Annotated in this window: 18 protein-coding genes; 9 read left to right on the top strand and 9 right to left on the bottom strand. The window is 58.1% G+C overall.

Annotated features, from left to right (window positions below):
• Nucleotides 1–61 precede the first annotated feature (61 nt).
• The 5 genes from ACP15R_RS15585 to ACP15R_RS15565 all read right to left on the bottom strand — a co-directional run bounded on the left by ACP15R_RS15585 (nt 62) and on the right by ACP15R_RS15565 (nt 7,580).
• Nucleotides 62–2,602, bottom strand: a complete 2,541-nt coding sequence (locus tag ACP15R_RS15585) for a calcium-binding protein (RefSeq protein WP_424987377.1) — start codon at nt 2,600–2,602, stop codon at nt 62–64.
• 263 nt (nt 2,603–2,865) lie between these two features.
• Entirely contained in the window at nt 2,866–4,242 is a 1,377-nt protein-coding gene (locus ACP15R_RS15580; RefSeq protein ID WP_424987376.1) for an HlyD family type I secretion periplasmic adaptor subunit, read from the bottom strand.
• On the bottom strand, nt 4,239–5,990 hold the full coding sequence (locus tag ACP15R_RS15575) for a type I secretion system permease/ATPase (protein ID WP_424987375.1): 1,752 nt from the start codon (nt 5,988–5,990) through the stop codon (nt 4,239–4,241). The genes ACP15R_RS15580 and ACP15R_RS15575 overlap by 4 nt, the downstream gene beginning before the upstream one ends.
• 64 nt (nt 5,991–6,054) lie before the next feature.
• Nucleotides 6,055–6,543 carry a hypothetical protein gene (locus ACP15R_RS15570; protein ID WP_424987374.1) on the bottom strand — a complete coding sequence of 163 codons (489 nt, stop codon included), beginning with the start codon at nt 6,541–6,543 and terminating at the stop codon, nt 6,055–6,057.
• On the bottom strand, nt 6,543–7,580 hold the full coding sequence (locus ACP15R_RS15565; protein ID WP_424987373.1) for a helix-turn-helix transcriptional regulator: 1,038 nt from the start codon (nt 7,578–7,580) through the stop codon (nt 6,543–6,545). Before ACP15R_RS15565 ends, ACP15R_RS15570 begins: the two co-directional genes overlap by 1 nt.
• 740 nt (nt 7,581–8,320) lie before the next feature.
• On the opposite strand from ACP15R_RS15565, the gene ACP15R_RS15560 reads away from it, so the two are divergent.
• Nucleotides 8,321–8,980, top strand: a complete 660-nt coding sequence (locus ACP15R_RS15560) for a response regulator transcription factor (RefSeq protein ID WP_424987372.1) — start codon at nt 8,321–8,323, stop codon at nt 8,978–8,980.
• Nucleotides 8,981–9,188: 208 nt separating this feature from the next.
• On the opposite strand, the gene ACP15R_RS15555 is transcribed toward ACP15R_RS15560, so the two are convergent.
• The gene (locus ACP15R_RS15555) at nt 9,189–11,180 is read right to left on the bottom strand and encodes an OmpA family protein (protein ID WP_424987371.1); all 1,992 of its coding nucleotides are present in this window, start codon (nt 11,178–11,180) and stop codon (nt 9,189–9,191) included.
• Nucleotide 11,181: 1 nt separating this feature from the next.
• Nucleotides 11,182–12,318: a hypothetical protein gene (locus tag ACP15R_RS15550; protein ID WP_424987370.1), complete on the bottom strand. Its 1,137-nt coding sequence runs from the start codon at nt 12,316–12,318 to the stop codon at nt 11,182–11,184.
• 144 nt (nt 12,319–12,462) lie between these two features.
• Between ACP15R_RS15550 and ACP15R_RS15545 the strand changes: the two genes are divergently transcribed.
• The 4 genes from ACP15R_RS15545 (at nt 12,463) to ACP15R_RS15530 (ending at nt 19,221) form a co-directional block, all read left to right on the top strand.
• Complete coding sequence (locus tag ACP15R_RS15545) at nt 12,463–14,634, top strand: trypsin-like peptidase domain-containing protein (protein WP_424987369.1); 2,172 nt, start codon at nt 12,463–12,465, stop codon at nt 14,632–14,634.
• Nucleotides 14,635–15,025: 391 nt separating this feature from the next.
• Entirely contained in the window at nt 15,026–18,319 is a 3,294-nt protein-coding gene (locus ACP15R_RS15540; RefSeq protein WP_424987368.1) for an AAA family ATPase, read from the top strand.
• A 142-nt stretch (nt 18,320–18,461) separates the two neighbouring features.
• Nucleotides 18,462–18,911, top strand: a complete 450-nt coding sequence (locus tag ACP15R_RS15535) for a hypothetical protein (RefSeq protein ID WP_424987367.1) — start codon at nt 18,462–18,464, stop codon at nt 18,909–18,911.
• A 19-nt stretch (nt 18,912–18,930) separates the two neighbouring features.
• On the top strand, nt 18,931–19,221 hold the full coding sequence (locus tag ACP15R_RS15530) for a DUF6127 family protein (RefSeq protein WP_424987366.1): 291 nt from the start codon (nt 18,931–18,933) through the stop codon (nt 19,219–19,221).
• 89 nt (nt 19,222–19,310) lie between these two features.
• On the opposite strand, the gene ACP15R_RS15525 is transcribed toward ACP15R_RS15530, so the two are convergent.
• A complete protein-coding gene (locus tag ACP15R_RS15525; RefSeq protein WP_424987365.1) occupies nt 19,311–19,745 on the bottom strand; it encodes a hypothetical protein in 435 nt (144 codons plus the stop codon).
• Between the two features lie 27 nt (nt 19,746–19,772).
• On the opposite strand from ACP15R_RS15525, the gene ACP15R_RS15520 reads away from it, so the two are divergent.
• A complete protein-coding gene (locus ACP15R_RS15520; RefSeq protein ID WP_424987566.1) occupies nt 19,773–20,174 on the top strand; it encodes a hypothetical protein in 402 nt (133 codons plus the stop codon).
• On the top strand, nt 20,068–21,042 hold the full coding sequence (locus ACP15R_RS15515) for a hypothetical protein (protein WP_424987364.1): 975 nt from the start codon (nt 20,068–20,070) through the stop codon (nt 21,040–21,042). The genes ACP15R_RS15520 and ACP15R_RS15515 overlap by 107 nt, the downstream gene beginning before the upstream one ends.
• On the opposite strand, the gene ACP15R_RS15510 is transcribed toward ACP15R_RS15515, so the two are convergent.
• The gene (locus tag ACP15R_RS15510) at nt 21,009–21,596 is read right to left on the bottom strand and encodes a hypothetical protein (protein ID WP_424987363.1); all 588 of its coding nucleotides are present in this window, start codon (nt 21,594–21,596) and stop codon (nt 21,009–21,011) included. The two genes, ACP15R_RS15515 and ACP15R_RS15510, sit on opposite strands and share 34 nt — an antisense overlap.
• Before the next feature lie 63 nt (nt 21,597–21,659).
• On the opposite strand from ACP15R_RS15510, the gene ACP15R_RS15505 reads away from it, so the two are divergent.
• Together ACP15R_RS15505 and ACP15R_RS15500 are read left to right on the top strand one after the other, a co-directional pair.
• Nucleotides 21,660–22,085 (top strand): helix-turn-helix domain-containing protein, encoded by a 426-nt coding sequence (locus tag ACP15R_RS15505; RefSeq protein WP_424987362.1) that lies wholly within the window; start codon nt 21,660–21,662, stop codon nt 22,083–22,085.
• Complete coding sequence (locus tag ACP15R_RS15500; protein ID WP_424987361.1) at nt 22,082–22,999, top strand: ImmA/IrrE family metallo-endopeptidase; 918 nt, start codon at nt 22,082–22,084, stop codon at nt 22,997–22,999. Before ACP15R_RS15505 ends, ACP15R_RS15500 begins: the two co-directional genes overlap by 4 nt.
• Nucleotides 23,000–23,306 lie beyond the last annotated feature (307 nt).

Below are 23,306 nucleotides of genomic sequence, written 5' to 3'. Positions count from 1 at the left end.
TAGGACGCCAGGCTGCCGAGAGATTGTGAGTGGGCTCCGGCAGCCTAACCTGATCAGGCCCTTACACGGGTGTGATCACATCGCACAGCCAGTCTTCCTCGACCGGGCATTTCGGGCAGTAGAGGTCGTTCTCGGCGTCCCAGGACCCAACGGCGGTATAGCCGCCCGAGTCCAGGCCGTTTGCCGTGGCATTGATGCCGACACCACCCTGGATGTTTGCATCCTGACCCAGCGAACTGAACTCGGTAAAGCGGAAGTCCGCATCGGTCACACCCTGCCAGTTGATATCCTGCAGGATCAGCTTGTGGCCACCGATCTCGATCGTTGTATCGAGTTCGGTGGACCCGACACCGGCGTCCTCTTCCTTGACCACGGCCGCCTCGTCGATCAGCTCGAAGATACGGGTCCGGATCTGCGCCATGGTGCTGCCCAGGGTGCCTTCGGCGCTTTCGTCCACGGTGACGCGGAAGCCGAGCACATCCTGATCTTCGTTGAAGTCGAAGTCACGGATGATATCGGTGCCGTCGCCCGAGGTGAACGAATACCCGTCGTCATCGTCATAAGACAGGGTCAGCTCCGAGAAGAAGACGTCCTTGCCGCTGCCGCCGGTCAGATCGTCGTCACCGGCACCACCAAGGATGAAGTCGTCGCCGCGGCCACCATCAATGGTATCGTCGCCTTCCCCACCGCTGATGCAGTCATCGCCCCGACCGCCTTTCAGGTTGTCGTCACCATCCATGCCAAAGATGACGTCGTCGTCGTTGCCGCCATCGACATCGTCATTGCCGACACCGCCAAACATGACGTCTTCGCCATCCTCGCCACGCATCACGTCGTCGCCCTCTTGGCCAAGCATGATGTCGTCGCCTTCGCCACCATACATGTAGTCCCGGGCGCCTTCTCCTGCGGGTCCGGACACATCCGGGCCGTCTTCGCAATCATAGGGGCGCGACAGTTCGGGCAGCGGGCTGTAGTCTTCGCAGATGCCGTCCTGATTCAGGTCTGCTTCGTGACCCGTATCACCCCACATGATGTCGTCGCCGTCTTCGCCATACATGTAGTCGGTATCGGCGTTGCCCTGCATGGTGTCACCTTCGGTGCCGCCATACATGTTGTCTCTGCCGTTGTTGCCTTCCATCCAGTCTTCACCGGCCTCGCCATACATCAGGTCGTTGCCGTCATTGCCTTTCAGCGTGTCGTCGCCTTCACCGCCCTTGATCTTGTCATGACCCGTACCGCCATAGGCGATGTCGTTGCCGTCGCCACCCTTGATCTTGTCGTGTCCCTGGTCGCCAACGAGGAAGTCATCGCCGTTGCCGCCCGCGACCTTGTCCTTGCCCTTGCCACCGGACACAAAGTCGTCACCGGCCTGGCCATAGAGACGGTCATTGCCGCCTTCACCAAAGATCCAGTCGCTCTTGCCGCCACCGGTGATGATATCGGCGCTTTCGAATTCGCTGTCACCTTCCGGTGCCAGGGCTTCGGGGCATTCACCGTCATGCTTGTTCGACTGTGCGCCAAAGGAAATGGGCGGGCAGGCCCAGTCTTCGTCACAATCATAGACCGGGTGCTTTGGGATCACCGGGAAGCCCGTGATGTTGCCGTTGTCACCAAACAGGATGTCCACCCCGGCCGCACCGTCGATGATGTCGGCACCGCCGCCGCCACGCATGATGTCATGGCCGGCATCGCCATTCATGGTGTCCTTGCCTTCGCCGCCGCTCATCGTGTCGTTGCCGCGGCCACCGAACATCAGGTCGTCATCGGCGCCACCGAACATGGTGTCGTCGCCGCCCTGACCGTCCATTTCGTCATTGCCGCCTTCGCCAAACATGCAGTCGTCACCATCCTTGGAGGTGTCGGTGCCGTAGTTCAGGTTGGGACCCAGGCCAACGCGGACATCACCATACATCTCGTCGGCGTCTTCGCCACCGAGCATCAGGTCATGACCGAGACCACCGGCCATCTTGTCTTCGCCGGATTCGCCATCCATGCGGTCGTTGCCGGAGCCGCCATACATGAGGTCATAGCCTTCGCCGCCCCACATGCAGTCGTCACCGCCTTCGCCGTCCATGCAGTCGTTGCCGGACTCGCCGTCCATCCAGTCGTTGCCGTCATAGATGCTGTCGGTATCGATGGTGGCGTCGTCGCCGGACATGATGTCGTCGCCGGAACCGCCCCACATGACGTCGTTCTGAAAGCCGCCGATCATGCTGTCGTTGCCGTACTCGCCCCAGAGGCAGTCATCGCCCCATTCGCCGTTCAGATAGTCATCATCATTGAAGCTGAATGGCAGGAAGTCGTAATCGCCGTCATATCCGTAGATATAGTCGTCGCCGGACCCGCCATAAATGCAGTCCTCGCCATCCATGCCCCAGAGACTATCCTGCCCCTGTTCGCCGTTGATATAGTTCCAGTTTTCGTTGCCAAAGATGGTATCGTTTCCGCGGCCCGCCTCGACGTGATCGGCGTCGAAATCCGACATGAGCGTGCCGACGTCGTCGTCATCCTTTAGCTGAAGTACGGGATCTTCCGGATCCGGGAATGGCTTGTTCGGATCGCATTCGCCCCAATTGTCATATGGTGTTGGATTAGTAGGCATATCTGTCTCCATAAATAACGCGGACCGAATAGCCGGCCCTATAACACGACCTCCCGCTTCGATTGCTGACGCGGAAAGCGAGCACAAAAAAACGCTCTGAGACGAGTAGACGACCATTCCCCGGAGCCAACTGCCCCCATTTAGGGACAAAAGGCGAAATCAGACGAAGTTTCAGCCGGATAGATGCACCGGCATCAACCGGCAGAAGAACAAATGGCGGCGGCCTCCCGAGGCCGCCGCCCACCATCCGGTCCGCGGATAGGTCAGTCGCTTTCGCGCAGCGCCGTTTCCACACCCGCCAGCACCGGGCTGAGGATATAATCGGCGACTGTCTGCTCGCCTGTCGTGATCATGATCTGCGCGGGCATGCCCGGCTGAACATCGACCTCCGGCAAACCGGCCAGAACCTCTTCGGGCACCTCGATCTTGACCAGGTAATAGTCGGCACCGGACGCGTCGTCGGTCAGCGCATCCGCCGAAACGTGGCGAACGGTGCCGTCGACGGGCGGAGTCGTGCGGAAATTATAGGCGGTCAGGCGCACCCGGGCCTGCATGCCCTCGCTCACCTGGTCGACATCGGCCGGGCGCACGCGGCCTTCGGCAATAAACACCGCGTCCTTGGGCACGATCTGCATGATGCGCTGGCCCTGGCCGATCACCTCGCCATGGGCATTCACCCTGAGCCCGATCACGCGGCCCGAAACCGGTGCCCGTATCAGCGCCCGTTCCCGCACATTGTCATTGGCGACAAGCCTTTGGCGTATCTCGAAAATTTCCTGCGTGATGGCCTGCCTTTCGCCGGAAATCCGCAAGGCCCGTTCGCGGCGCACCTGCAGGATGCGCTCGCTGGTTTCGGATATGCGCTGTCGTACGGCCTCGGTCTGGCTGTCGATCACGCTCAGATCACCCAGCAGGGCGATTTCGTTCTCGCGCCGGGCGGTGTATCGCGTCTTGGTCACCAATCCCTTGTCCAGAAGCCCCTTGAGATCGCGCAAATCCGCCTGGACGATCTCGAGACGTTGCCGCAACGCATCCCGGCGCGCGATCTGCCCCTGTAGCTGTTGCTGCAACTCGTCCCAGCGTTCCTGAAGGATCGCAACCTGGCCTTTCCACATCTCGGTATTGGTCAGGAACAGGTCATGCTGGGTTTCGGCGAGTTCCGCGAAAGGCGCGTAATTGTCCACCAGCAATTGCAGTTCGTCGCCATACACCATCACGTCCGCGTCGCTCATTTCGGCGGCCAGACGACCATCGACCGCCAGCCCGTTGACCAGCTCGTTCATCAGGATGCGGTCCTGTGCGGTCGAGGCGACGGTCTCGAGCTCGACCAAGACCTGCCCCTTGGCGACGTGGTCGCCCTCGGCCACCCGGACCTTGCGCACCAACCCGCCTTCGAGGTGCTGGATCGAAGGCAGGTTGCCCTCGACCTTGAAACTGCCCTGGGCAATGACCGCGCTTTGCAACGGCGCCGTCGCCGCCCAGATTCCCAGCCCGCCCCATAGTCCGGCACAGAGCAGAATGAGAAGAAACACCAGAAAGCCGATCCGGGTCGGCGGTGCCGATACGATGGTGCCGGTCTGCGGCAGCCGGTCCGGCAATGAGGGTTCGGTGCCCCGCCGTTGGGTCAATTCGGTGCTCATTGCGACGCCTCCACCAGCTTGTCGGTCTGAACCCTGTCCTTGCGGTTGAGCACATAGACGTTGGGCTTTTTGTCGCCCCCGCTCACCCGCGCGGCCATGTGTCCGGACTCTTCGTTCAGAACGATGCTGGACTTGCCGAACCGCACGAGTCGACCGCCTTCCATCAGCCCGGCGTGGTTCACCGCCTTCAAAAGGCTCATGCGATGGGTGATGACAACGACCACCGCACCGGCGGCGGTGGCGGCGCGGATGCCCTCGGCGAGCGCCTCTTCGCCCTCGGGATCGAGATTGGCGTTGGGCTCGTCCAGCACGATCAGCCGGGGTTCTCCATAGAACGCCCGCGCCAGGCCGATGCGCTGCCGTTGTCCGGCGGACAGCAGGTTGCCCTGCGGTCCGACCTGCGCGTTATAGCCACCCGGCATCGACAGGATCAGCTCATGCACATTGGCCCGTTTCGCCGCCTCGACGATCATCGAGGGCTTCGCCTCCGGGTCCATCAGGGCAATATTTTCTGCGATTGTTCCGTCAAACAGGTCCACGCGTTGCGGCAGGAACCCGATGTTGCGTCCGAGTTGCTCGGCCGGCCAGTCGGTCAGCGCGGCGTCGTCGATACGAACGAACCCCCGGATCAGCGGTTGCAGCCCGACCAGAGCCCGCGCCAGCGTCGTCTTGCCGGCACCCGATGGCCCGATCAACCCGAGGCTGTCGCCGGGCTTGAGCCTGAAGCTGACATCCATGACCAGGGGGTCCTGGCGGTTCGGCGTCACGACCGTGGCGTCTTCGACCGAAAGGAAGCCCTCGGGTTCGGGCAATTCCATGCGGTCGGCTTCGATCTCGGTTTCCGCAAGCAGCGCATTCAGCCGCTGCAGCGCGAGCCGCGCCGACAAGAGCGCCCGCCAGCCGGCAATCGATTGTTCAACCGGTGCCGCCGCACGGGCGAGCAGGATCGATGCCGCGATCATCATGCCCGGCCCCAGCTGGCCTTGCAGCACCAGCACGACACCGATACCCATGATACCGATCTGCAACATCATGCGCACCATCTTGGCAATTGATGTCATCGAGGCGATGCGATCATTGGCACGGGTTCCGAACAGGATCGAGGCAAAGGACAGGTTCTGCCAGCGCTGAATCAACGTCGGAGTCTTGCCCATGGCGCGCACGATCTCGGCATTGCGCAGGATTTCGTCGGCGGCGGAATTGGCCTCGCGCACGCTGCCCGAAGCGGCCTTGGCCGGTTCGCGCCCTGTCAGTTCGCTGATGATGCCAAGCACCAGAAGGATCAAGAGACCGATGGTGGCAACCACCCCCATCAACGGATGAAAGACATAGATCAGCGCCACGAAGAGGATCGACCACGGCGCGTCGAGCAGCGAGGTGAAGGAGGGCGAGATGACAAAGCCGCGCAGCTCGTGCAGATCGCGCACCGGCTGGGTATCAGAAACACCGCCGGTGCCACGCACAACCGCGCTCAGGATCACCGGGCCCAGACCGGCCTCGAGCCGGTTGCCAAGGCGCGACACCAGGCGCTGACGCAGGGCGTCAAACAGCGCGAAAAAGATCAGAGCGATCGCGGCACCGATTGTCAGGAACAGCAGCGTCGCGTAGCTGCCGGACGACAGAACACGGGTAAATACCTGCAACATGTAGATCGGGGCGGTCAATATCAGCAGGTTCAGGCAGAGGCTGGCGACGAATATCGCCACGACCAGGCTGCGCTGACCATCGAAGACTTGTCTTCTTTGCATCGGATTTTCCTTTTACGAACAGGCCGGAACGAAACGCGGCAGCGCGGGATACCGGGCCTTGAACTCAGTACGACAAATAGCCCGGCAGGCGGGCGGCAAACTCCATGATCGGCGCGTGATAGAATGCACCGATGGCAACGCCGCCGCCGGCAACAAAGAGCAGGAAGAAAAACTTCAGGATGCCGCCGCGCCGCCGCGGGATGGCTTCCCGTGCCGCCTCGTCGATGGTCCGGGTCAGCAGCGGCGGCAATTCGATCCGCAGCGCCGCTTCCAGGCTGTTCAACCCGGTTTCCAGCGCCTCGACCCGGGCCAGCAGGGTGTCGCGGGTTTCCTTGTCGAGCGCGTTCAACTCGCCCGGCAGTTTCTCGAATTTTTCCCCGATACGCTTGTGCAGTTCGACAATGTCGCCCTGCCGCGCGAATCCGGCCAGCCCCTGCCCCAGCGTCTTGTGCAGCATGGCAATGTCGGCCTCGTTCAGGGTTGCCGACCGCTGCGGGGCCGGGGCCTGGGTGGCTTCAATGTCTTTGTCGGTGTTGGTCACGTTCATGTTCATCACGGGCGCTCCAGCGCGGCCTGCCAGGTGAGCATCTGTGCCATCTCGGCACGGCACTTGACGTTCATCTTGGACAGGGCTCGTTTGGCATAGGTATTGAAGGTCTCGACCTTGAGACCTGCGATTTCGGCGGCCTTCTTGTTGGAATGGCCCTCACGGATCAGCGCGGCGACGCGTGCTTCCGACGGGGTCAGCCCCATCTGGCGGGCCAGGCCCTCAATCCTCTCGTGATCCGGCGGGCGCGGCAGCATCAGCAGGATCAGGCGCGCCCCGGTCTCCGCCTGCACATAGGTCGACAATGACATTGGCATATGCGCGGTTCCGGATTTGCCGCGCAGCAACAGGACAAACTCGCGCTTTGTGTCTGAATCGCTCTGATAACTTTCGCGCACCGCCGCGCGCAGGGCCTCGGTTTCCTTGCGGCTGGCGCAAACCAGTCCTTGCGGACCAAGTTGCAGCAGACGTCCCCCTTCCAGAAACTCGTCGGCGGCGGCATTGGTCTTGAGCACTCGGCAATGCGCGTCAATGACCAAAATCGCGGCATTGACCTTCTGGTCGATCACCCAGAGCAGCGCATCGTCGGAAAGGTCCGGTCCAGACGAATATTGTGCGTTCAAACAGGCGCGGCGCAATGCCGGCCAGACCGATGTGAGATAGCTTTCTGCCTCTCGTGGATTGTCGACATTCCGCAAGACGAGCAGGTCTTCCTGACCGTCGCTGAAACGACATCGAAATCCCCGCCAATTGCGGCGCCCAGCACCTTTGGCACCAAGATCAGGATGATCCAGAAACGCCGACAGGGCCGACGCCCCAAGATCACTTTCGGTGACCTCCAACGTTCCCCTGGCTTCCCTGCACGATGGTATGTCACCCTCCGGCTCGATCCCCCAGGACGGTTCCGACGTGAAAATCAGATGCCCCGGCTCACACTCCAGACGGGCAATCGCTTGATCTGCAATAGAAGTAATGAAATCAAGTAAATACGCACTATGCAAACACATGGCCGAAGTAAAAAAGCGACCTTCAATCGCACCCATAAAAGCTCCCCCCAAAAAAGGCTCAACTAAAATATTTCTTTGACGAATTCCTCTGCTGACGATTCGGATTTTGATTTAATGAATTGGTCCACTCTGAATATGATTTTAACCTAGACCCGATGAAAAAACACCGCTTCGAAAGGTGAATGCCGACACAACCTATTCTTGTAGCGAGGGGTAAGCGCACTGGTCGGACAGGGTAGTGATCGCGACCTGGACATACTCCGATCGTGTATGAGGCTCCAAGTTCTACACCAAAGGAGTAGTCATTGCGCCCGGAACCTGATCCAAAGGCCAATATCTGTCTGCCTATCGGTGAAACATCCATGCACCTCAGAGACAGGTAGCAAAAGAACGGTCCGCCGTATTTTCAGGCGATGCGATTCGCTATGCAATCTACGGTTTAGCTTACCGCCTAACAAGCTTTCGCTAAGGTTGCCGCTCCCCTCAATGCCGAGTGCTTTTTATCATTTTCAGTCAACATATTGCACAGTTTGTTAAGGATAATAGGTGGTGAATTGCGAGTTTGTGCTACTCTTTGGCGTGGAGGAGTGAGATGGACGTTAATCGCGAGCCGTCCCATCTCTTGTTAAGCAATTTTTAGCTGAACAGTTTAAGCATTGTAGTTTGGTCGATTTGTTATGGAAATTTCAGTAGTTTCATCGCTGAGCCTGTATCGTGATTTAATTGTCTCCCATTGCATATGCGAAGGGATCAATGCGACCGGGGTGCATTCGTCCTTGTCAGAGCTTTCAGAAAGCCTCGACAGGTCTGATCCCGAACAGGACCTGATGCATGTGGTGCTGCATGTGCCCTACGGCGCAGACCTGAGATTGCTTGGCATCGAGAGCTTCAAGAAACGGTTTCCCGAATTCAGCGTCGTGGCGCTGGTTTCCTCGTCGCTGCCGCATGAACATCTGGACGAGATCGCCGGACTCGCTGATGCAACCGTCCCGGACGATCGGTCGCTGGAGACGCTGGCAAGGATCCTCAAGGTCATTCAGGAGGGGTTCAGCATCGTTCCGTCGAAAATCCGCAAACCCGAAACCGACGATACCGCGCGTGTCGACCCGCTCAGTGGCACGACGGCACCGCGCGGGTATTCTACCGAAAGCCTCTCGCAAAGCTCGCCGCTGTTTTGCGAGTCATCGCCGAAACCCGAACTTGGTGAACGACCAAATCCGATAGGTTCGGCGCAGATCGCGCTTGCAAAGCTGTCAGCGCGCGAAAAAGAGGTGCTCCGACAGGTGCGCGACGGCAAATCCAACAAGGATATCGCCAAGATGCTCGATATCGTCGAAAGCACCGTAAAGGTTCATCTCAGGGGCTGCTTTCGCAAGATCGGAGCACATAACCGTACCCAGGCGGCGGTCTGGGCAACACAGAATTTCCCCGACTGATTCAGGTGACACACGGTCGCGAAAGCCGCTTCCAACCCGTCCCCGTTCGGTCAGCACCCTGCTGTTGATTTCCGCGGAGATGTGATCCGGTAACGCCGCAGATTTTCACTGAGAATTGTGCCATGTGAACACATTGCCTTGACGGATCAACTTGGCAATGCCGCCTGAAGACTGGTTGAGCTAATGTGACAACACCCGTTCGAAAGCCTCACCCGCAGATCCGAACCTCGACCTTGCGTTGCTCAGCATTGTCTTCCGCAGTGAAGGACAGGCCTATGCCGACGCGTTCCTGCTCGCCGATGCTGAGAACAGATGAGGCAAATTCGACTTCGGCGCCGGACCCTTTAAGTTGGTTCAGGATCGCAATCCGAATGGCCTCTGCCCGACGCTCAGCGAGATTGTAGTTGAACAGCACGTTGCCCTGCGGATCCGCGTGACCGACAAGCAGCAGGCGTGTCCGGTCGTTCCGTTGCTGCTTGAGCTCTCCAATCAGGCCAATCATGGCCTCCCTGTGCTGGTCCAGCCCCAGATCGAAAGCATGCATCCCGATACCGAACCTGAACTCCCAGGGGCTTTTGAGGCATCGTGGGGAAGCGTCCATGACTTCTCCGGACTGCTCGGTCTGAAGGCGCACAAGAAACGGTTCTTCGAGTTCAGAGCTTACGATGTCGCGCAATCCGAGTGGTTCGATGAGCTTTGCCGCGACCGGAACCTCGACAGGGGACCCCGGTGCAAGCCTTTCGCCCGCTGGACCTTCAACCGTCTCAATGGTGAGCGCGGCGCGCAGCGGCAGTGAAGCGGCCTCATTGCCATTCAGTTGGTCCGCCAACGCCGTGTTGCCTTCAAACGGAGCTTTGCCAAGGGACAGTGTAACGCTGATCGGAACAGGATTATCGGGCGTGAGCAGCGAAACCAGGTCAACGGGTCCATTCTTGTCGTGATCCACAAACTCGATCTGCACCGGCATGACCACACCCTGCGTCAGCAGTTGCGTGTGCTTGTTGATTTCCGCAATATAGTCATCGACCCGTGTCTGAAGGCCGGCAAGGTTCTGCAGCGTCTGCGATGCGACGCCTTCATTGTCGAAAAGTTTGTTGTTCAGCGAAATAGCCGCCCGGGCTGCCATCACTCTGCAGGCCGTTACGCGCTTTAGGAGCTGTTCATCCGTTAGCACCGGCCCGTCCTGCGGATTGCGGAGTAGAGCGCTCTCTTCGCAATAATTGTGCAAGGGCGTTGGCGCTGCGCCGGTGGGGTATACACCAGAGGACGCGATCGACGCGACTTGAAGAGGCGTTGCTGATGAGTTCTTGCGGGTGTGTTCGAATGCCTGACGCAACTCCTGGACAATCGCGCTGGACGGCAGCGTCGGCAGATCCTTCGGCTCCATTCTTTGCAAAGGACCGATACTGGAGACAATGGTCAGGGCGGTGGCCACAAGTGCTGTTTGGCGCAGCGTTCGCTCGTGTGCCAGCTTGACGGCCCTCTTGTACCGTTTTTCGCGCTGGTCGATCGCGATCCTGAATCCCTTCACGTCCATCACCCTGTCATCGGCCTGAATTTCTCTCAAAAAGCGTTCACTTTGGTCGGCCAGCCTGCTCAGTTCCGAAATCACGTCGGACAGGAGCGGGTTTGCAAGCACGCCGTTCTTGATGTCTCCCAACAGTCGGTATACGTACAGCGTGCCCGTAAGACTGAGCAAAGGCGCAATCCATAGGACCTTCTTGAGTTCCTCGCGATAGCTCGCTCTGCGCTGATTGGATTGGATCATCTCTTGGTCAAGTTGCTGCAACCCCTGCGAGACCCAACCCAGAATGAGGTAGGTCAAAACGAAGACCACAAAGTAGGTGAAAATGTGCAGCAGGACGCAGACATTACGGCTTTGGAACATATTCCAGAAGATCCAACCGCGCCACGAACCCAGTTTTCTGCCCTTGTCGATGCAAGTCCTGAAGAAGTGCACTGCACATATTTGCAATGCGGCAACGAAAACAATTGTCAGGGACAAGGCACCAAGGCTCTGGCGATCTGTGAAAAACCCCGGAAATTCCGGCCTTGAGCTTGGGAGCCAATACCCGACGAGATTCAGCGGGTTGCTCCAGAGTAGGCTGGGCAAGAACAACAACAAAATACTCAGGGCCACAGTGATGCTCAAAAGGTTCTGATAAAACGCCAGGAACTTCCCAGTATCGCCTCGCTTCATGTTATCGCTCCTTTTGAAATCGGCTCACGTCAATCGCGTTCTGAATCTGATCCAGAGCGTCCAGGTTTTCGTGCAACACGCGACGATACCGGTCCGCGAGCGTTCTGATTACTGTACTTGGCAGGCCAAATTCGTCCTGCTGGTCGGCTTGAATTCCGTTGTCCAGTATCGCGCTGACCGCTTGGCCCAGTGTGGCTGCTTCCATAGGGACCTGGGGTGCGATCCTGACCGGCGGCACAAAGGCCGGTGGAATGTAGACGACCCCATCGCGTGGCTGCAGAGACATCAGCGCGTGAAACGGCGTTCTGACTTGCGTGCGAACCAGATCGGAAAGCAATGCGGCGATATTCTCGCAGATTTGGTCGGATTTCGTGTCCTCGCCGCAGCAGGCCAGGCCGATCACGACAAATCCGCGTGTGTTGCGGCGTAATTCGATCTGTCGATGTGGATGTGCCCGGTGCCAACGCAATACGATCTGTTCCTGGGGGCTAGAAGGCTGGTTGAAGGAATCATCGCGTTTGCGTTCACAAAGTGCATTGCGGATCGACGGAAACGACAGATCGAGCGTTTCCAAATCCGCTTCCCTGACACCTCGAAACGCCCGGTTCAGTTCGATCAACTGTTCTCTGAGCGGCAAATTCGAGCTCTCGGCGCCAAGCGAGATTTTACCGCATTGTCCATGAATATCCGTGTTTTGGGCGGCATATGTCCAGTCAAGGTAATAGCGGTGGATGGTCCCGCCACCGGAATCCTCGATCGGTGTGGCGAACGGTTCTGAATCTCGTGTTTCGGGATTGACGCCGAAAGGCACAATCGGTCGCTTGCGGACGATCATTCGGCCACACCCATCGATGTAACGCTCCGCTGTTCCGGCGACCTCGCCGCGCCGGACTTGCGTGTTTTCGGCGTCTGACAGCGCCTTTTCTGACAGGTCGATGCCTCGGGCGAGGTTTTTTGCGAATTCATTGTCCTCGTTGCGATTTTTCAATCTTGTCGTCAGCGGAGCCACGACATTCTCGTGAAACTCCGTCTCTATCGCCTCGGCCGCGCGATCAAGTTCCTGTTTCGCGACATCGTACAGATCGGTAGACTCCATTTCTTTTAGTAACGTGAGAACTTTGGTGCGGGCGTCGGTCATCCCGCCAATTGCCGCCTGTTCGCGCCTGTGCATCACGCAATCGATCCAGGTGAGGTTGCGCCAAGAAACGTGAAAGGTGCGAGCTTCAGCCGCCGAAAGCGCGGCTCCCTGAGTTGAAGCGAGGCGAACCAGCCGTTCGCGGGCTTGTTTGACTGCGAGAAAGAGTTGCTTGACCGTTCCCGAAGAGCACGGGCATTTCAAGGGTTCGGCGAAAGCCCCGTACCGATGCTACATCCTCAAAGCACTGGCGGAGCGCTATCTGACACAACTGATGTTGACTCCAAACATAGCCGGCAGCAACACGATGCTGCGCTGCGCGAGTTCAACCGTTTGAATGCTGAAGACTATACCGAGGAAGACAGGGAAAGGATCGAAGCGCGGCTCGAATACTCTCGTAATTCGGGCACGCGCAGTTACGAAGCGATTATCAACACAAACGATCTGGATGAATACTATTTCCTCTCACTGGGTCACGAAGTCGGGCGGGCAGTGGGCCGAGTTTATGTTCGCGGCGCCCAAGGCGGCTATGGCACCGGATTCCTGATCGCGCCAGGACTTCTGATGACCAACAACCATGTGATCCCTTCGCGCGATGCGGCGAGATTGGCGCTGGTCACTTTCGATCACCAACTGAACGCTGATAACACCCCGTTGCGGGCACAGCATTTTCAGCTTTCGGATGCACTGTTCATGACGTCCAAGGCGCTTGACTATACCATCGTCAAGGTCGCAGCGCACTCCACGAGCGGTACACCGCTGGAACAATACGGCTATATCGAGTTGCTGCCCCGGTCAGGCAAGGCTCTGAAAAGGGAGCATGTCTGTATCATTCAGCACCCGGGAGGTAACTTCAAAAAGGTGGTGGTGCGCGGCAACGAGGTTGTCGGTCGAGATGAGCTTCACCTCTACTACAAATCCGATACCCTGCCTGGCTCTTCGGGCTCTCCTGTATTCAATACCGAATGGCAGATTGCAGCGCTGCATCATATGGCAATTTCTGATGGAACGCCGGACCAGGGCTATGTTGCAAATCGCGGCATTCGTATTAGCAGCATCTTGCAGGACATTTCCCGCCATCGCGATATGCCCGGAAGTGACGCGGAACAGATCGATGCGGCGTTGCAGTCGGTTCGTTCTGGACCAGCGTTGCCGATTCCGACTTCCGTCCCACCAGTATTTCTCGGTGCAATGGCAGATGCAACGGAAGTTCGGACCCCGGATCCGGATGACTGGGCCGAAGGCATCGGTCAGACTGGTTCGGTGCTTCGCGCGCCGGAACCCGAAAGCACGAGGCCGAGCCTGTCGTTTACCGCTGCGAGCTGGCCATCCAACAGCAAGAATGCCCCCGACACCTGGCACCTGCCGAGCTCTGCCGCCGATGCGACCTTTGATCTGAATGCGGAACTTTTGCAGCAAATCGCAGATACCAGTCATTTTGTCCTGCACGACGGCCCGTTGAACACGGTGATCTTCGCGTTGCGTGGATGTCGGCTTGCCGACGGAACCGACATGGCTGAAAAGCGTGACGATATTTCGCTGACTACCGCCACTGTCGATCATGAAACACCGAGATGTATTATCGGAGTCTGGCACCGGGCCAGCAATCAACTTTCAGCCTATACCGGCTCGACAGTGCCCCGGCGAACCGAGATGAAGCGTTATTACGACAACGTCAACTTCAATATCGGCTCGACATTGTGCAATATGCTTCCAACGGGATGTTACGAGTACTGCGTGGGCACCCATTATTCCGCCAAGAACGGCGCGGTGACCTATGTGCTGCGACAGGGCGACGGGCCAGAACCCGCAAATCGCTCAACGGTCACGACACTTCGCACCGCCAACGACCTGACATATGGTACGTGGGACATCTGGGACAAATGCCGCCCGGCGGACAATATCCATCCAGGTTTCATTCCCGGCAGCTTTTCATCGCAGGGTTGCTTGACACTTTCCGGTCGGCAGAGCGGACACGGTACATCTCATACAACAGGTACCGGAAACTGGAGCCGTTTCCGCAAGAGCGCCGGCTTTGATGGCAAGAACCACGGCGAAACCTATCCGGTTCTCCTGATCACCGGTCATGAGGCCGCTGCCTTTGCTCAAGCTGTGGATGATAACGCCCGCGCGGCGCTGTCCTGCCTGCGCCATGGGTCTACGGGCCCGCAGGTTGCAGCTTTGCAAGCCCTTGTAAAATCCAAGCAGGACGGGATTTTCGGGCCGAGTACAAAGCTTGCCGTGGCCGAGCTGCAATACAGCAAGCTGTCCTTCGCCACCGGCAGCTGGAACCACGAGATGGAAGCGCTCTTGGCCTGATAATTCGAGCCGGATAGGCTGTTAAACTTGCGGGATGCAGATTGCTCTTCTGCATTCGGCCCAAGATCACTATCCCGGTTGCCAAAAGCCGATCCCATTTTGCCGGGCAGAAAAAGGCTATGAATAATTCAACTTAACGGATAGTCTGCAACCTTAGGGTGGCTTCGTTAGGTGATATGTTTCAATTTTGCTTTTCGCCTCTGAGAATGCGTGATATTTTGAGGACCTTTTGTCGGGACCGGCTTCATATAGATGCCAGCTAGTTGACGGTTTTCGCCTGTTCGACTTGGATGGTTCTGAGATTCGTATTTCAGTCACGAAGGGCGCTGCCCTAATTGCCTACCTACTTCTTTCCGAATACCCATATGCATCCCGCAACAGGTTGACCGGATTGCTCTGGAGCGAAAAACCCGAAACGGCGGCCCGAACCTCCTTGCGACAATGCCTTCATCAACTGAAGGATACGCTAAACGGCTTTGGTGCAAATTTTCTCACAATTTCCAAAGACAGCATCGAAATTGACTGCGAACAGATCGAAACCGATATCGATGCGATCAGAGACGGAGCCCCAAAACAATCGGATTTCGGGAGCGTGGTCAACCTGGACCGCCTGCTCTATGGATTCGAAGATCTCGACCCGGCTTTCTCGGAATGGCTTTGGGATTGCCGTCGAATCACGAAAGCCACCGTTTGCGAGGCACTTACTAATAAGCTGACGAGCGGCGCGACACCGGAACTGCAATTGCCTGTCGCTTCGCTGCTAAATCGCATTGACCCTTCGATTGAAATCGCCGCACGCCCTGTCATTGAAGAACATATTCGAACCGGAAATGTCGTCGAGCTTTTGCGTGTATACAAACGGCTCTGGGATGCGCTTTCGGACGCTTGGGAGGAAGAGCCATCACTGGAATTGCAGGCGCTGGTGGGGCAGGCGCGGCACGATCTTGCCGTCCATTTGCCGGAGTTGCACGGCGACACGGAGCCGACAGAGAAACGCAAGTTTCTATGCGTGTTGAGCTTGTGCCTGCGTCCTTCGCGGTTATGCTCAGACACTGCATTTGATGAATTGAAGCTTCGGTTTGTTCAGAATGCCACGACATTTCTGCATGACAATGGAGGCCGGTTGATTTCCGACCCCGGCGCGGATCTGTGTGCGCTCTTTGGTCTGCCCGTTGCCAGGGAGAGCGATGCGCGTGATGCCCTAGAGGCGGCGATCGACCTGCGTTACCTTTTTCAGAACTGCATTCAGTCGGCAGCAAGGGATGCGCAGGATACCATGCTCGGAATCGGGCTGGATACTGGCCTGCTCAACCTGCGTGACGTGGAGTTTTCCGGAGCGGAGATGCAGGTTTCAGGGCAGGTGCTTGACAATGCACGCACTCTTGCGTGCCAATTCCGCGAGCCCGCAATCTGCGCCACAAGGCAAGCCATTCGGCGCCTCCGGCACTTGTTCATCTTGAGTGAAGAACCAAACCCCGCCCTTGGTTTACCCGAGGTTCAAGTGCTCGATCGCGCGGCCGGTGGTGCAATCGCCGAAGCTGACGCCGGGTATCAGACCACATTCATCGGCCGGGCGCCGTTCCTTGGGATCTTGCGTTTCGCCTGGAACGAGGTCTGCGCGGGGACGTCACAGATCGTAAGCCTCCATGGCGCCGCCGGTGTCGGAAAGACCCGCCTTGTATCTGAATTCTTCAACGAGATCAGCGATGACTCTGATCGCGTCATCGCAGTTGGCTGCAACCATTATGACCGAAGTGCACCGTTCGAGCCTATACATGCAATAATCCGTCAGCTTAATTCTGCACACACCGAGCCGTTGCGCGATGCAGGCGAAATGGCAAAGGCAATTGCCGAGGTCATCGAAACCCGGCGCACCATCATATTCGTCGACGACTGGCAATGGATCGATCAGGCGTCGCGCCTGGTCCTGCAGGACGTGATGCGCATCCTCGACGTGAGCCGTGTCCTATTGGTGATCGCGTCACGCGAAGTTTCGATTGACGATGGTCTGGTGCGCGCCTCGCATCAGATTCACCTGCCGCCCTTTAATGTCAGGGAAGTGGAAAGGTGTATCGAACAGCTTCTTCGCCGGCCAGCCGATATGAAACTGCGCCGATTGCTGTTCGACAAATCCGGTGGAAATCCACTGTTTCTGGAGGAAATATGCCATTCCATGGCGCGGGAGAATACCGGCGAAGGGCAGGGATTCAGTGCTCTGTCCGCCAGCCTGCAGGCGCTGCTGGTTCATCGGATCGATCTGCTTGCGCCTGGTGACGCCGCGATCCTTTTTGCCATCGCACCCCATGGCGAGATTGTCGATGTTGACCTGCTCAATGAGGTGGTTGGTCATGAGGTATCCGACGCCAGCCTCGAGCGCCTCTGCGATCTGGGGATACTTAGTGAGACGCTGACAGGGGAATCGCTCAGATTCAAGCACGGGATCAAGCGCGATGTCGTGTACAACATGATCCCCAGGGCGCGCCGTCAGGCGCTGCATGCCGCCTATCTCACCGCCTTGCGCAGACGTGTCGAAGATGCGGAAAGCACGAATGATATCGTCGAGCAACTGGCATTGCATGCTGTTGAGGCCGGGGATCACGAAGCCGCCGCGGATTATGCCGAGCAGGCTGGGAACAAGGCACTTGCGTTGTCTTCCTTGGATCAGGCCATTCGCCAGTATGACACTGCACTCGAGATGATCGGTCGCCTGTCCTCCAGCCCTGAGTTGCAAGATCGCTGGCTGTCCATCGCACTGCGTTGGGCGAGGCCCTGCGTGTATTCTGCTTCGGTCGAGCACATCCCGGTTCTCCAGCGCGCGAACGCTCTGGCCGAAGCTGCAGAGGATTCACCGAGATTGGCCGAGGTATCGTACTGGCTGGGGTACAATCTGCTGGTGCAGGGTCGATTTCAGGAGGCGATCAATCATCTTGTCCGCTCGATTGCGCTTGCCCGGAGTCGCGGGTTGGATCGCCTCGCAGTCGAGTCCATGGCCGTCCACGGAACTGCACTGGCAGCCATCTGCGACTATTCGGCGGCCCGGGATTTGATAGAAAAGGCAATCGCTCTCAAGGATAGGTTTCCGGCCCAGGCAGACCATGCGCCAGTAACATCTACCTATTCCAGCTCGGTTCTTGCGATGCTCCATGCGGAACAAGGACAGTTTGAAACAGCGATCTCGCTGCTCGATGCGGCATTAGCACGAGTTGAGAAATTCAAGCACGAGATTGAGAGCTCGATCCTGAACCTCGGCTCGATCATCTACCTCTGGCGCGGAAACTGGCACAAGGCGCGTACATATGCGCAGCGGTCGCGCCAGCGTTCGGAACGAGTAGGCGCGTCTTATCTGATCGGAACCGCCCGATGTCTGTTCTGTTATGCAGATTGGAAAATCAGCCGAAAATTCCATAATATCAACGAGTTGGAAATTACTGCCAACTGGCTGGATGCGCAGGGCATGCGGTTGTACCTCTCGTTGATTTTCGGATGGCTCGCCGATGTACTTGCGGATGCCGGGCAAGAAGGTAACGCCAGGCGGGCAGCGCAGCGGGCGCTGGCTTGGGCCGACGAAACTGGCGAGGGTGCAGGTGCCGCAATGGCCAGGCGTGCATCGGCGGGTCGCTTTCATTGTAGTCGCCACCGAACAGCAGCGCCTCGTGGTCGCCGCCATCCGCAATTGCCGACCTGATACTGAATACGATCGGCTGATCCTCCTGCACCTCGATGCCTGACAGATTCATGTCTTTCGCTGCCCGCCGGTGTAGCAAGTCAGGTATCGGCCGGACAGCCATGCTCTTGAGAATCTCTTTGCGCAGGAGAGCGATACGGTCGTGATCACGATCCCCCATTTCGCTCAGCCGCAATTGCCGCGCTTCAAGGCGTACACCAACTACGACAACTATGTCGGCGTCGGGAGCTGGACGAAGATCGGCCTCAACAACACCGACTATAACGATCAGGGTGCCTTTGATGCCGGGACCAACCTGTTCACAACGCCCGTGGACGGCACCTACCTCTTCGGCGCGACGCTGCTCTACAAGGTCAATTCCAGCACCTCGGCCCGGATGCGCGGGCGGCTCGTGCTAAACGGCGGGACCGAAATCCGAGGGTCTTATGGCGAGATCAGTGGCGCGCATGTCTCGGAAGCCACGGCCCTCTGGCTGCAGACGATGGTGCCGCTGGTGGCGGGCGATACCATTGAGCTCCATGGGTATTTCCGCGCGCAGGATGGGTATTTCGCGGCCGATCACACGTCCCTTTGGGGCTGCAAGATCGGCTGATCGGAGAGAGGATTACCTCATGACACCACCCCGATCCGATCAGGGTTTCGTGCGCATGCCCGACGCCGAGTTCGAGGCGATGCTGGCACGGGCCGCCGAGAAAGGCGCCAAGCGCGCGCTCGCCGATGTTGGTCTCGACGGTGAAGAAGCGGCGCTCGATATACGGGATCTGCGATCATTGCTCGACTGCGTCCGGCTGGTGCGCCGCACCGCGATGCAGACCGCCGTCCGCATGATCACCAACGGCGTGATGCTGGCGCTGCTCGCGGGCATCGCGATCAAGCTCAAAATCTTCGGTGGCGGTCCATAGCCGCTCGCCACTCCAAACTATCAGTCCAATCGACCCGCCTCCGTGGCGGGTTTTTTTCGTTTCTGGAGGACCCCCATGACCACGATTTTCTACCAGCACTGGCGCGAGGTGCCCAAGGGTGCTTGGCGCTGGCCGAACTTCTCGCCCGCCGAGATCGCCTGCCGGGGCACCGGCAAGCTACTGATCAACGAGCCCGCGCTCGACAAGCTGCAGGCGCTGAGGGAACGGCTAGGCAAGCCCCAAGGGTCGGTTTCGAGGAGGCGCACGAAGGGCAGGATGCGATCCCGAAGCTCCGCGTCACCGCGACAAGAGGACAACAGACCCGATATGTCACTTAGGTCAGCGTTTTCAGACAAGTCAGCGCCGATTGCGCTTGGGCTTCGTTCCGTCTTGTCTTGGAGAAGCTTGATCAGCGCGCCTTGCCCGCTTTCACGTGCCTGTTCGAGTTCGCGAAGCGTCGCCAGGCTAGTTCCGACATTGGCACTTGCTTTCAGCTGCAACGTGACGCCGTGCACGTGGTCCACGGTGCGCTCGAGAAGACCCTCGTAGACATGCCCGATCTGCTCAAACGACGCAACCGGATCGAGATCATGTTCGGACGCCTGAAGGACTGGCGTCGTGTCGCCACCCGCTATGATGACGGCGACTATTTCCTAGAAGCCGACAAGAAAGTACATGCTTCGCCACTCGGCAGCCCGGAAACCAAGGCGCAAATACTGGATCAACTTGCAAAACTCCGCATGCCTAGACCAAAAAACGTGCAGGCATATATTGCTGAGCACAAGAAACTCGCCGCGCTCGATCAGGGATTATGCGTTTGCACCGTCCCGACACGGGCTCCAGCTTTTGAGCGCGCCGGCACAGGGCGATACCTCGGAGAATGGGGCAGACACCGTACCATCCGAAATTCCAACGAGAGAGAATCCAACAAAACTGCGCCTGGAAAACACTGATGAACATTGCCGTGACAAGCGTGAGGCGTATTGGGTCGACATTCGCAAACAGGGCGCTTGCGAGGCGGATTCCTATGGGGTCCTGGTTGGTACCGATGCAGCAGTCAGGGAAATCCTCCGGAATGAGAACGAAGGCTATTCCACCTGTGAATACATGCGGCGAATGAATAACTCTATCGGTGAGCAGTACCTGGGTCTAGATGCAGGGGATCGCTACAATGACGAAAGTGGCATTTTGAAGGACTACCTCCAAACCCTAACCAAGGACGAGATGAGGGCATCGGCCTATGAGGTCGCCAAGAAAGCACTGAAAAACCTGACGATAGAGGTGCAATCGGAAGAAAGCGATGGCGAGGGTAACAACACCTACGTTAAACCGCGCGGCAAGCGCTTTGAGGGCGAAAAGTTCATAGCCGGGGTCACCTCGAAACTGGCGGCGGAGTGGTTCGGACTACCGCTAGAGGAATTCCAACTGAGCGGTGTGCCGAAGAAGAACAGGTTGCAATGCCCGCACGATTTCCTGGCCTCTTCCTTTTATGTATTCGGACCGGACCCGACCGATTTTGTTGCGGATAATGCCCAGAAGAAGGGGCGGGCCATTCTTGCTGCATTAGAACCGCATTTCGCAGCTAATGCTCCGCAACCGGCCAAGGGATTGATGCAGGTCCTGCGAAATCACAGCGCCAAGGATCAAACAGGTGCTGAAATCTGGACCAGCCGAAAGAAAGCGGAGTATCTCGCCGGAGTGAGTTTCGGCTTTTTCGGCCCGACAACCGGCAGTTTCCGGTCCGTGCTATTTGACTGGATCAAAGAGCAGAAATTGTGGCGTCTGCATCAACGGGTGTCCTCGGGGCGGCCTTCACGGTAGACAGCCACCTGAACGAGTTCGCATTCTTCACCGTCGAGGATCACCCGATGGCGATCAAAGATGTCGACATGCACGTTGGGCGTTTCGAACCGCTCACGGATCGCGGCAGTGAAGGCCGCAATCGAGATCGGGTCTTTCTTTACGTTCAGACCTTCATCGACACCGAAGCCGCTCCAGGACCGCCCACGACGGCGCTCGTCGTTATAGCGGACCTCTTCGGCCAGCCGGAACCGGTCTGCCTCATTCAAGAACACCCAGAGTGACCGGTTGTTGGGGCCTTCGAGCGTGTCGAACGTCGCGCGATCCAGCACGACATTCTGCAAGGCATTCTGTCCGGGCTCATCCGCGAGGGTGGCAACGCGCCCGGCATCAAGGATGACGCGCTGCTTTTCAGCATCGTCCATGTCGTCGACGGCCTTGATTAAAGGCTCGACAACCTCCGGCTCGGGTTTGGTCCAGTCGACCGGAGGAAGGGAGGTGAAGCCGCCTGCGGTAAAATAGTCCTGCAGCCGGGGAATCGGGGTTTTGCGGAGGAAGGAAGCAATCGCTGTCATGACGTGGCCTTTCTAAGCCTGGGAGGGAGGAGGACGACAGAATCGCGAAAATGCGATACGATCATGTTCGATATATACCGAACAAAGCGCCAGGTCTACTTGCGCGGAACATTTTTGTTCGGCATATCGAACAAGCGTCCTCCAACCAAGGAAATCAAGGATGATACGATGACCACGTCCCTCGGCGCCAAGATCAAGCGCCACCGCAAGGAGAAGGGGTACTCCCTCGACAAGCTCGCGGCGCTGACCGACTCCAGCAAAAGCTATCTTTGGGAGCTCGAGAACCGCGATACACGAAAACCGTCCGGCGAAAAGCTGACCCGCATTGCCCAAGCACTGGAGGTCACGACCGACTATCTACTCGATGACAGCGAGGAGCCCGGTGACGAGGTTCTGAAGGAGGCGTTCTTCCGCAAGTTCAGCAAGCTCGATCCCGAAGACCAACAGAAAATCAACCAGATGATCGATATGTGGGGAAAGAAGGATTGAGCCTGCCCAAGACACCACAGGGTTGGGCGATCCGCCTGACGCAGATCCTGTCGCTGCACAAAGCAGTCCATGGCCTGCCTCGGTTCCCCATCGATGTGGCGGGGCTCGCGCAGGATTTCTCGCGTCAGGTCTTTCCGGACGCGCCGATCACAATGGTCGGCGGGCTGGACCTGTCCAAGGGCATCGAAGGCATGCTGATGCCCAATCCTGACGGTTCTGGAGAGTGGGGCATCATCTACAACGAGACGGTCCGCTCGCCGGGGCGGCGCAACTTCACGCTGGCCCATGAGCTGGGCCATTACCTACTTCACCGGCAGCTGCATCCACAGGGACTGCAATGCACCAACCGCAACATGGCCGATTGGGATGAGGCTCGGAACAAGATCGAGGCGGAGGCAAACACATTCGCCTCCTACCTGCTGATGCCGCTGGACGACTTCCGCGAACAGATCAAAGGACGGATCGTCGACATCGACGTGATGACCAAACTCGCAGATCGATATGCCGTATCGCTCACAGCCGCGATCCTGAAATGGATGACGATCACCGACAAGCGCGCGATGATCGTGGTTGGCAAGGAAGGCTTCATCGACTGGGCCTGGTCCAGCGAACCGCTGTTGAAGTCCGGGATCTTCTACCGGGCACGCCAAATCGTGACGGAATTGCCCGCAGCGTCATTGGCGGCGCAGGAAGTCGTTTGGGACACAGGTCGCCACGGCGTTGAGCATCCGGCCGGGGTCTGGCTGGGCAACGAACCGGTCCGCGAGATGACGGTGTTCTCCCCGGGCAATGAGATGTCGATCTCATTGCTGCTCTATCCAGACCAGGCGCCCTCGCGTTGGGAGATGGCCGAACTCGAGGAAGAAGCTACCGTCGATGCGTTCGACAAATTCATGGGCGCTTCCGGGCGGTGATTCGCCATGAGGCCCGGTTAGGACGGCCAATGAACTGACAAAACGCATACGCAGATTTGCGCGTCTCTTCGCACAGGTCGAAGACTTCCACAAATTATTGAAATACTTGTGTTTTCCCGATTTCGCGATACCGTTTGGACATCATCTCAATCGCGAAAAGCCGCCATGTCACCTGATCCAGAAGGCCCAATTTCCGGGCCCAATCCCCTATGCCCTAAGCGTATGTCGCCTGAGGCGCGCCTCGAAGAAATCGGCCACATCCTCGCTGTCGGCTTGGTTCGTGTTCTTGCCGACAAGTCCAGCTCTT

The organism is Microbulbifer sp. S227A (genome assembly GCF_049800935.1).
This window is presented reverse-complemented; position numbering and strand designations above follow the sequence as displayed.

What these genes read in the sequence shown, in the direction of transcription:
- ACP15R_RS15565 (WP_424987373.1), bottom strand. Translation starts at nt 7,580, where the DNA reads ATGGGTGCGATTGAAGGTCGCTTTTTTACTTCGGCCATGTGTTTGCAT.
- ACP15R_RS15550 (WP_424987370.1), bottom strand. Translation starts at nt 12,318, where the DNA reads ATGACCGACGCCCGCACCAAAGTTCTCACGTTACTAAAAGAAATGGAG.
- ACP15R_RS15555 (WP_424987371.1), bottom strand. Translation starts at nt 11,180, where the DNA reads ATGAAGCGAGGCGATACTGGGAAGTTCCTGGCGTTTTATCAGAACCTT.
- ACP15R_RS15570 (WP_424987374.1), bottom strand. Translation starts at nt 6,543, where the DNA reads ATGAACATGAACGTGACCAACACCGACAAAGACATTGAAGCCACCCAG.
- ACP15R_RS15585 (WP_424987377.1), bottom strand. Translation starts at nt 2,602, where the DNA reads ATGCCTACTAATCCAACACCATATGACAATTGGGGCGAATGCGATCCG.
- ACP15R_RS15505 (WP_424987362.1), top strand. Translation starts at nt 21,660, where the DNA reads ATGTTCGATATATACCGAACAAAGCGCCAGGTCTACTTGCGCGGAACA.
- ACP15R_RS15580 (WP_424987376.1), bottom strand. Translation starts at nt 4,242, where the DNA reads ATGAGCACCGAATTGACCCAACGGCGGGGCACCGAACCCTCATTGCCG.
- ACP15R_RS15530 (WP_424987366.1), top strand. Translation starts at nt 18,931, where the DNA reads ATGACACCACCCCGATCCGATCAGGGTTTCGTGCGCATGCCCGACGCC.
- ACP15R_RS15520 (WP_424987566.1), top strand. Translation starts at nt 19,773, where the DNA reads ATGCCCGATCTGCTCAAACGACGCAACCGGATCGAGATCATGTTCGGA.
- ACP15R_RS15510 (WP_424987363.1), bottom strand. Translation starts at nt 21,596, where the DNA reads ATGACAGCGATTGCTTCCTTCCTCCGCAAAACCCCGATTCCCCGGCTG.
- ACP15R_RS15575 (WP_424987375.1), bottom strand. Translation starts at nt 5,990, where the DNA reads ATGCAAAGAAGACAAGTCTTCGATGGTCAGCGCAGCCTGGTCGTGGCG.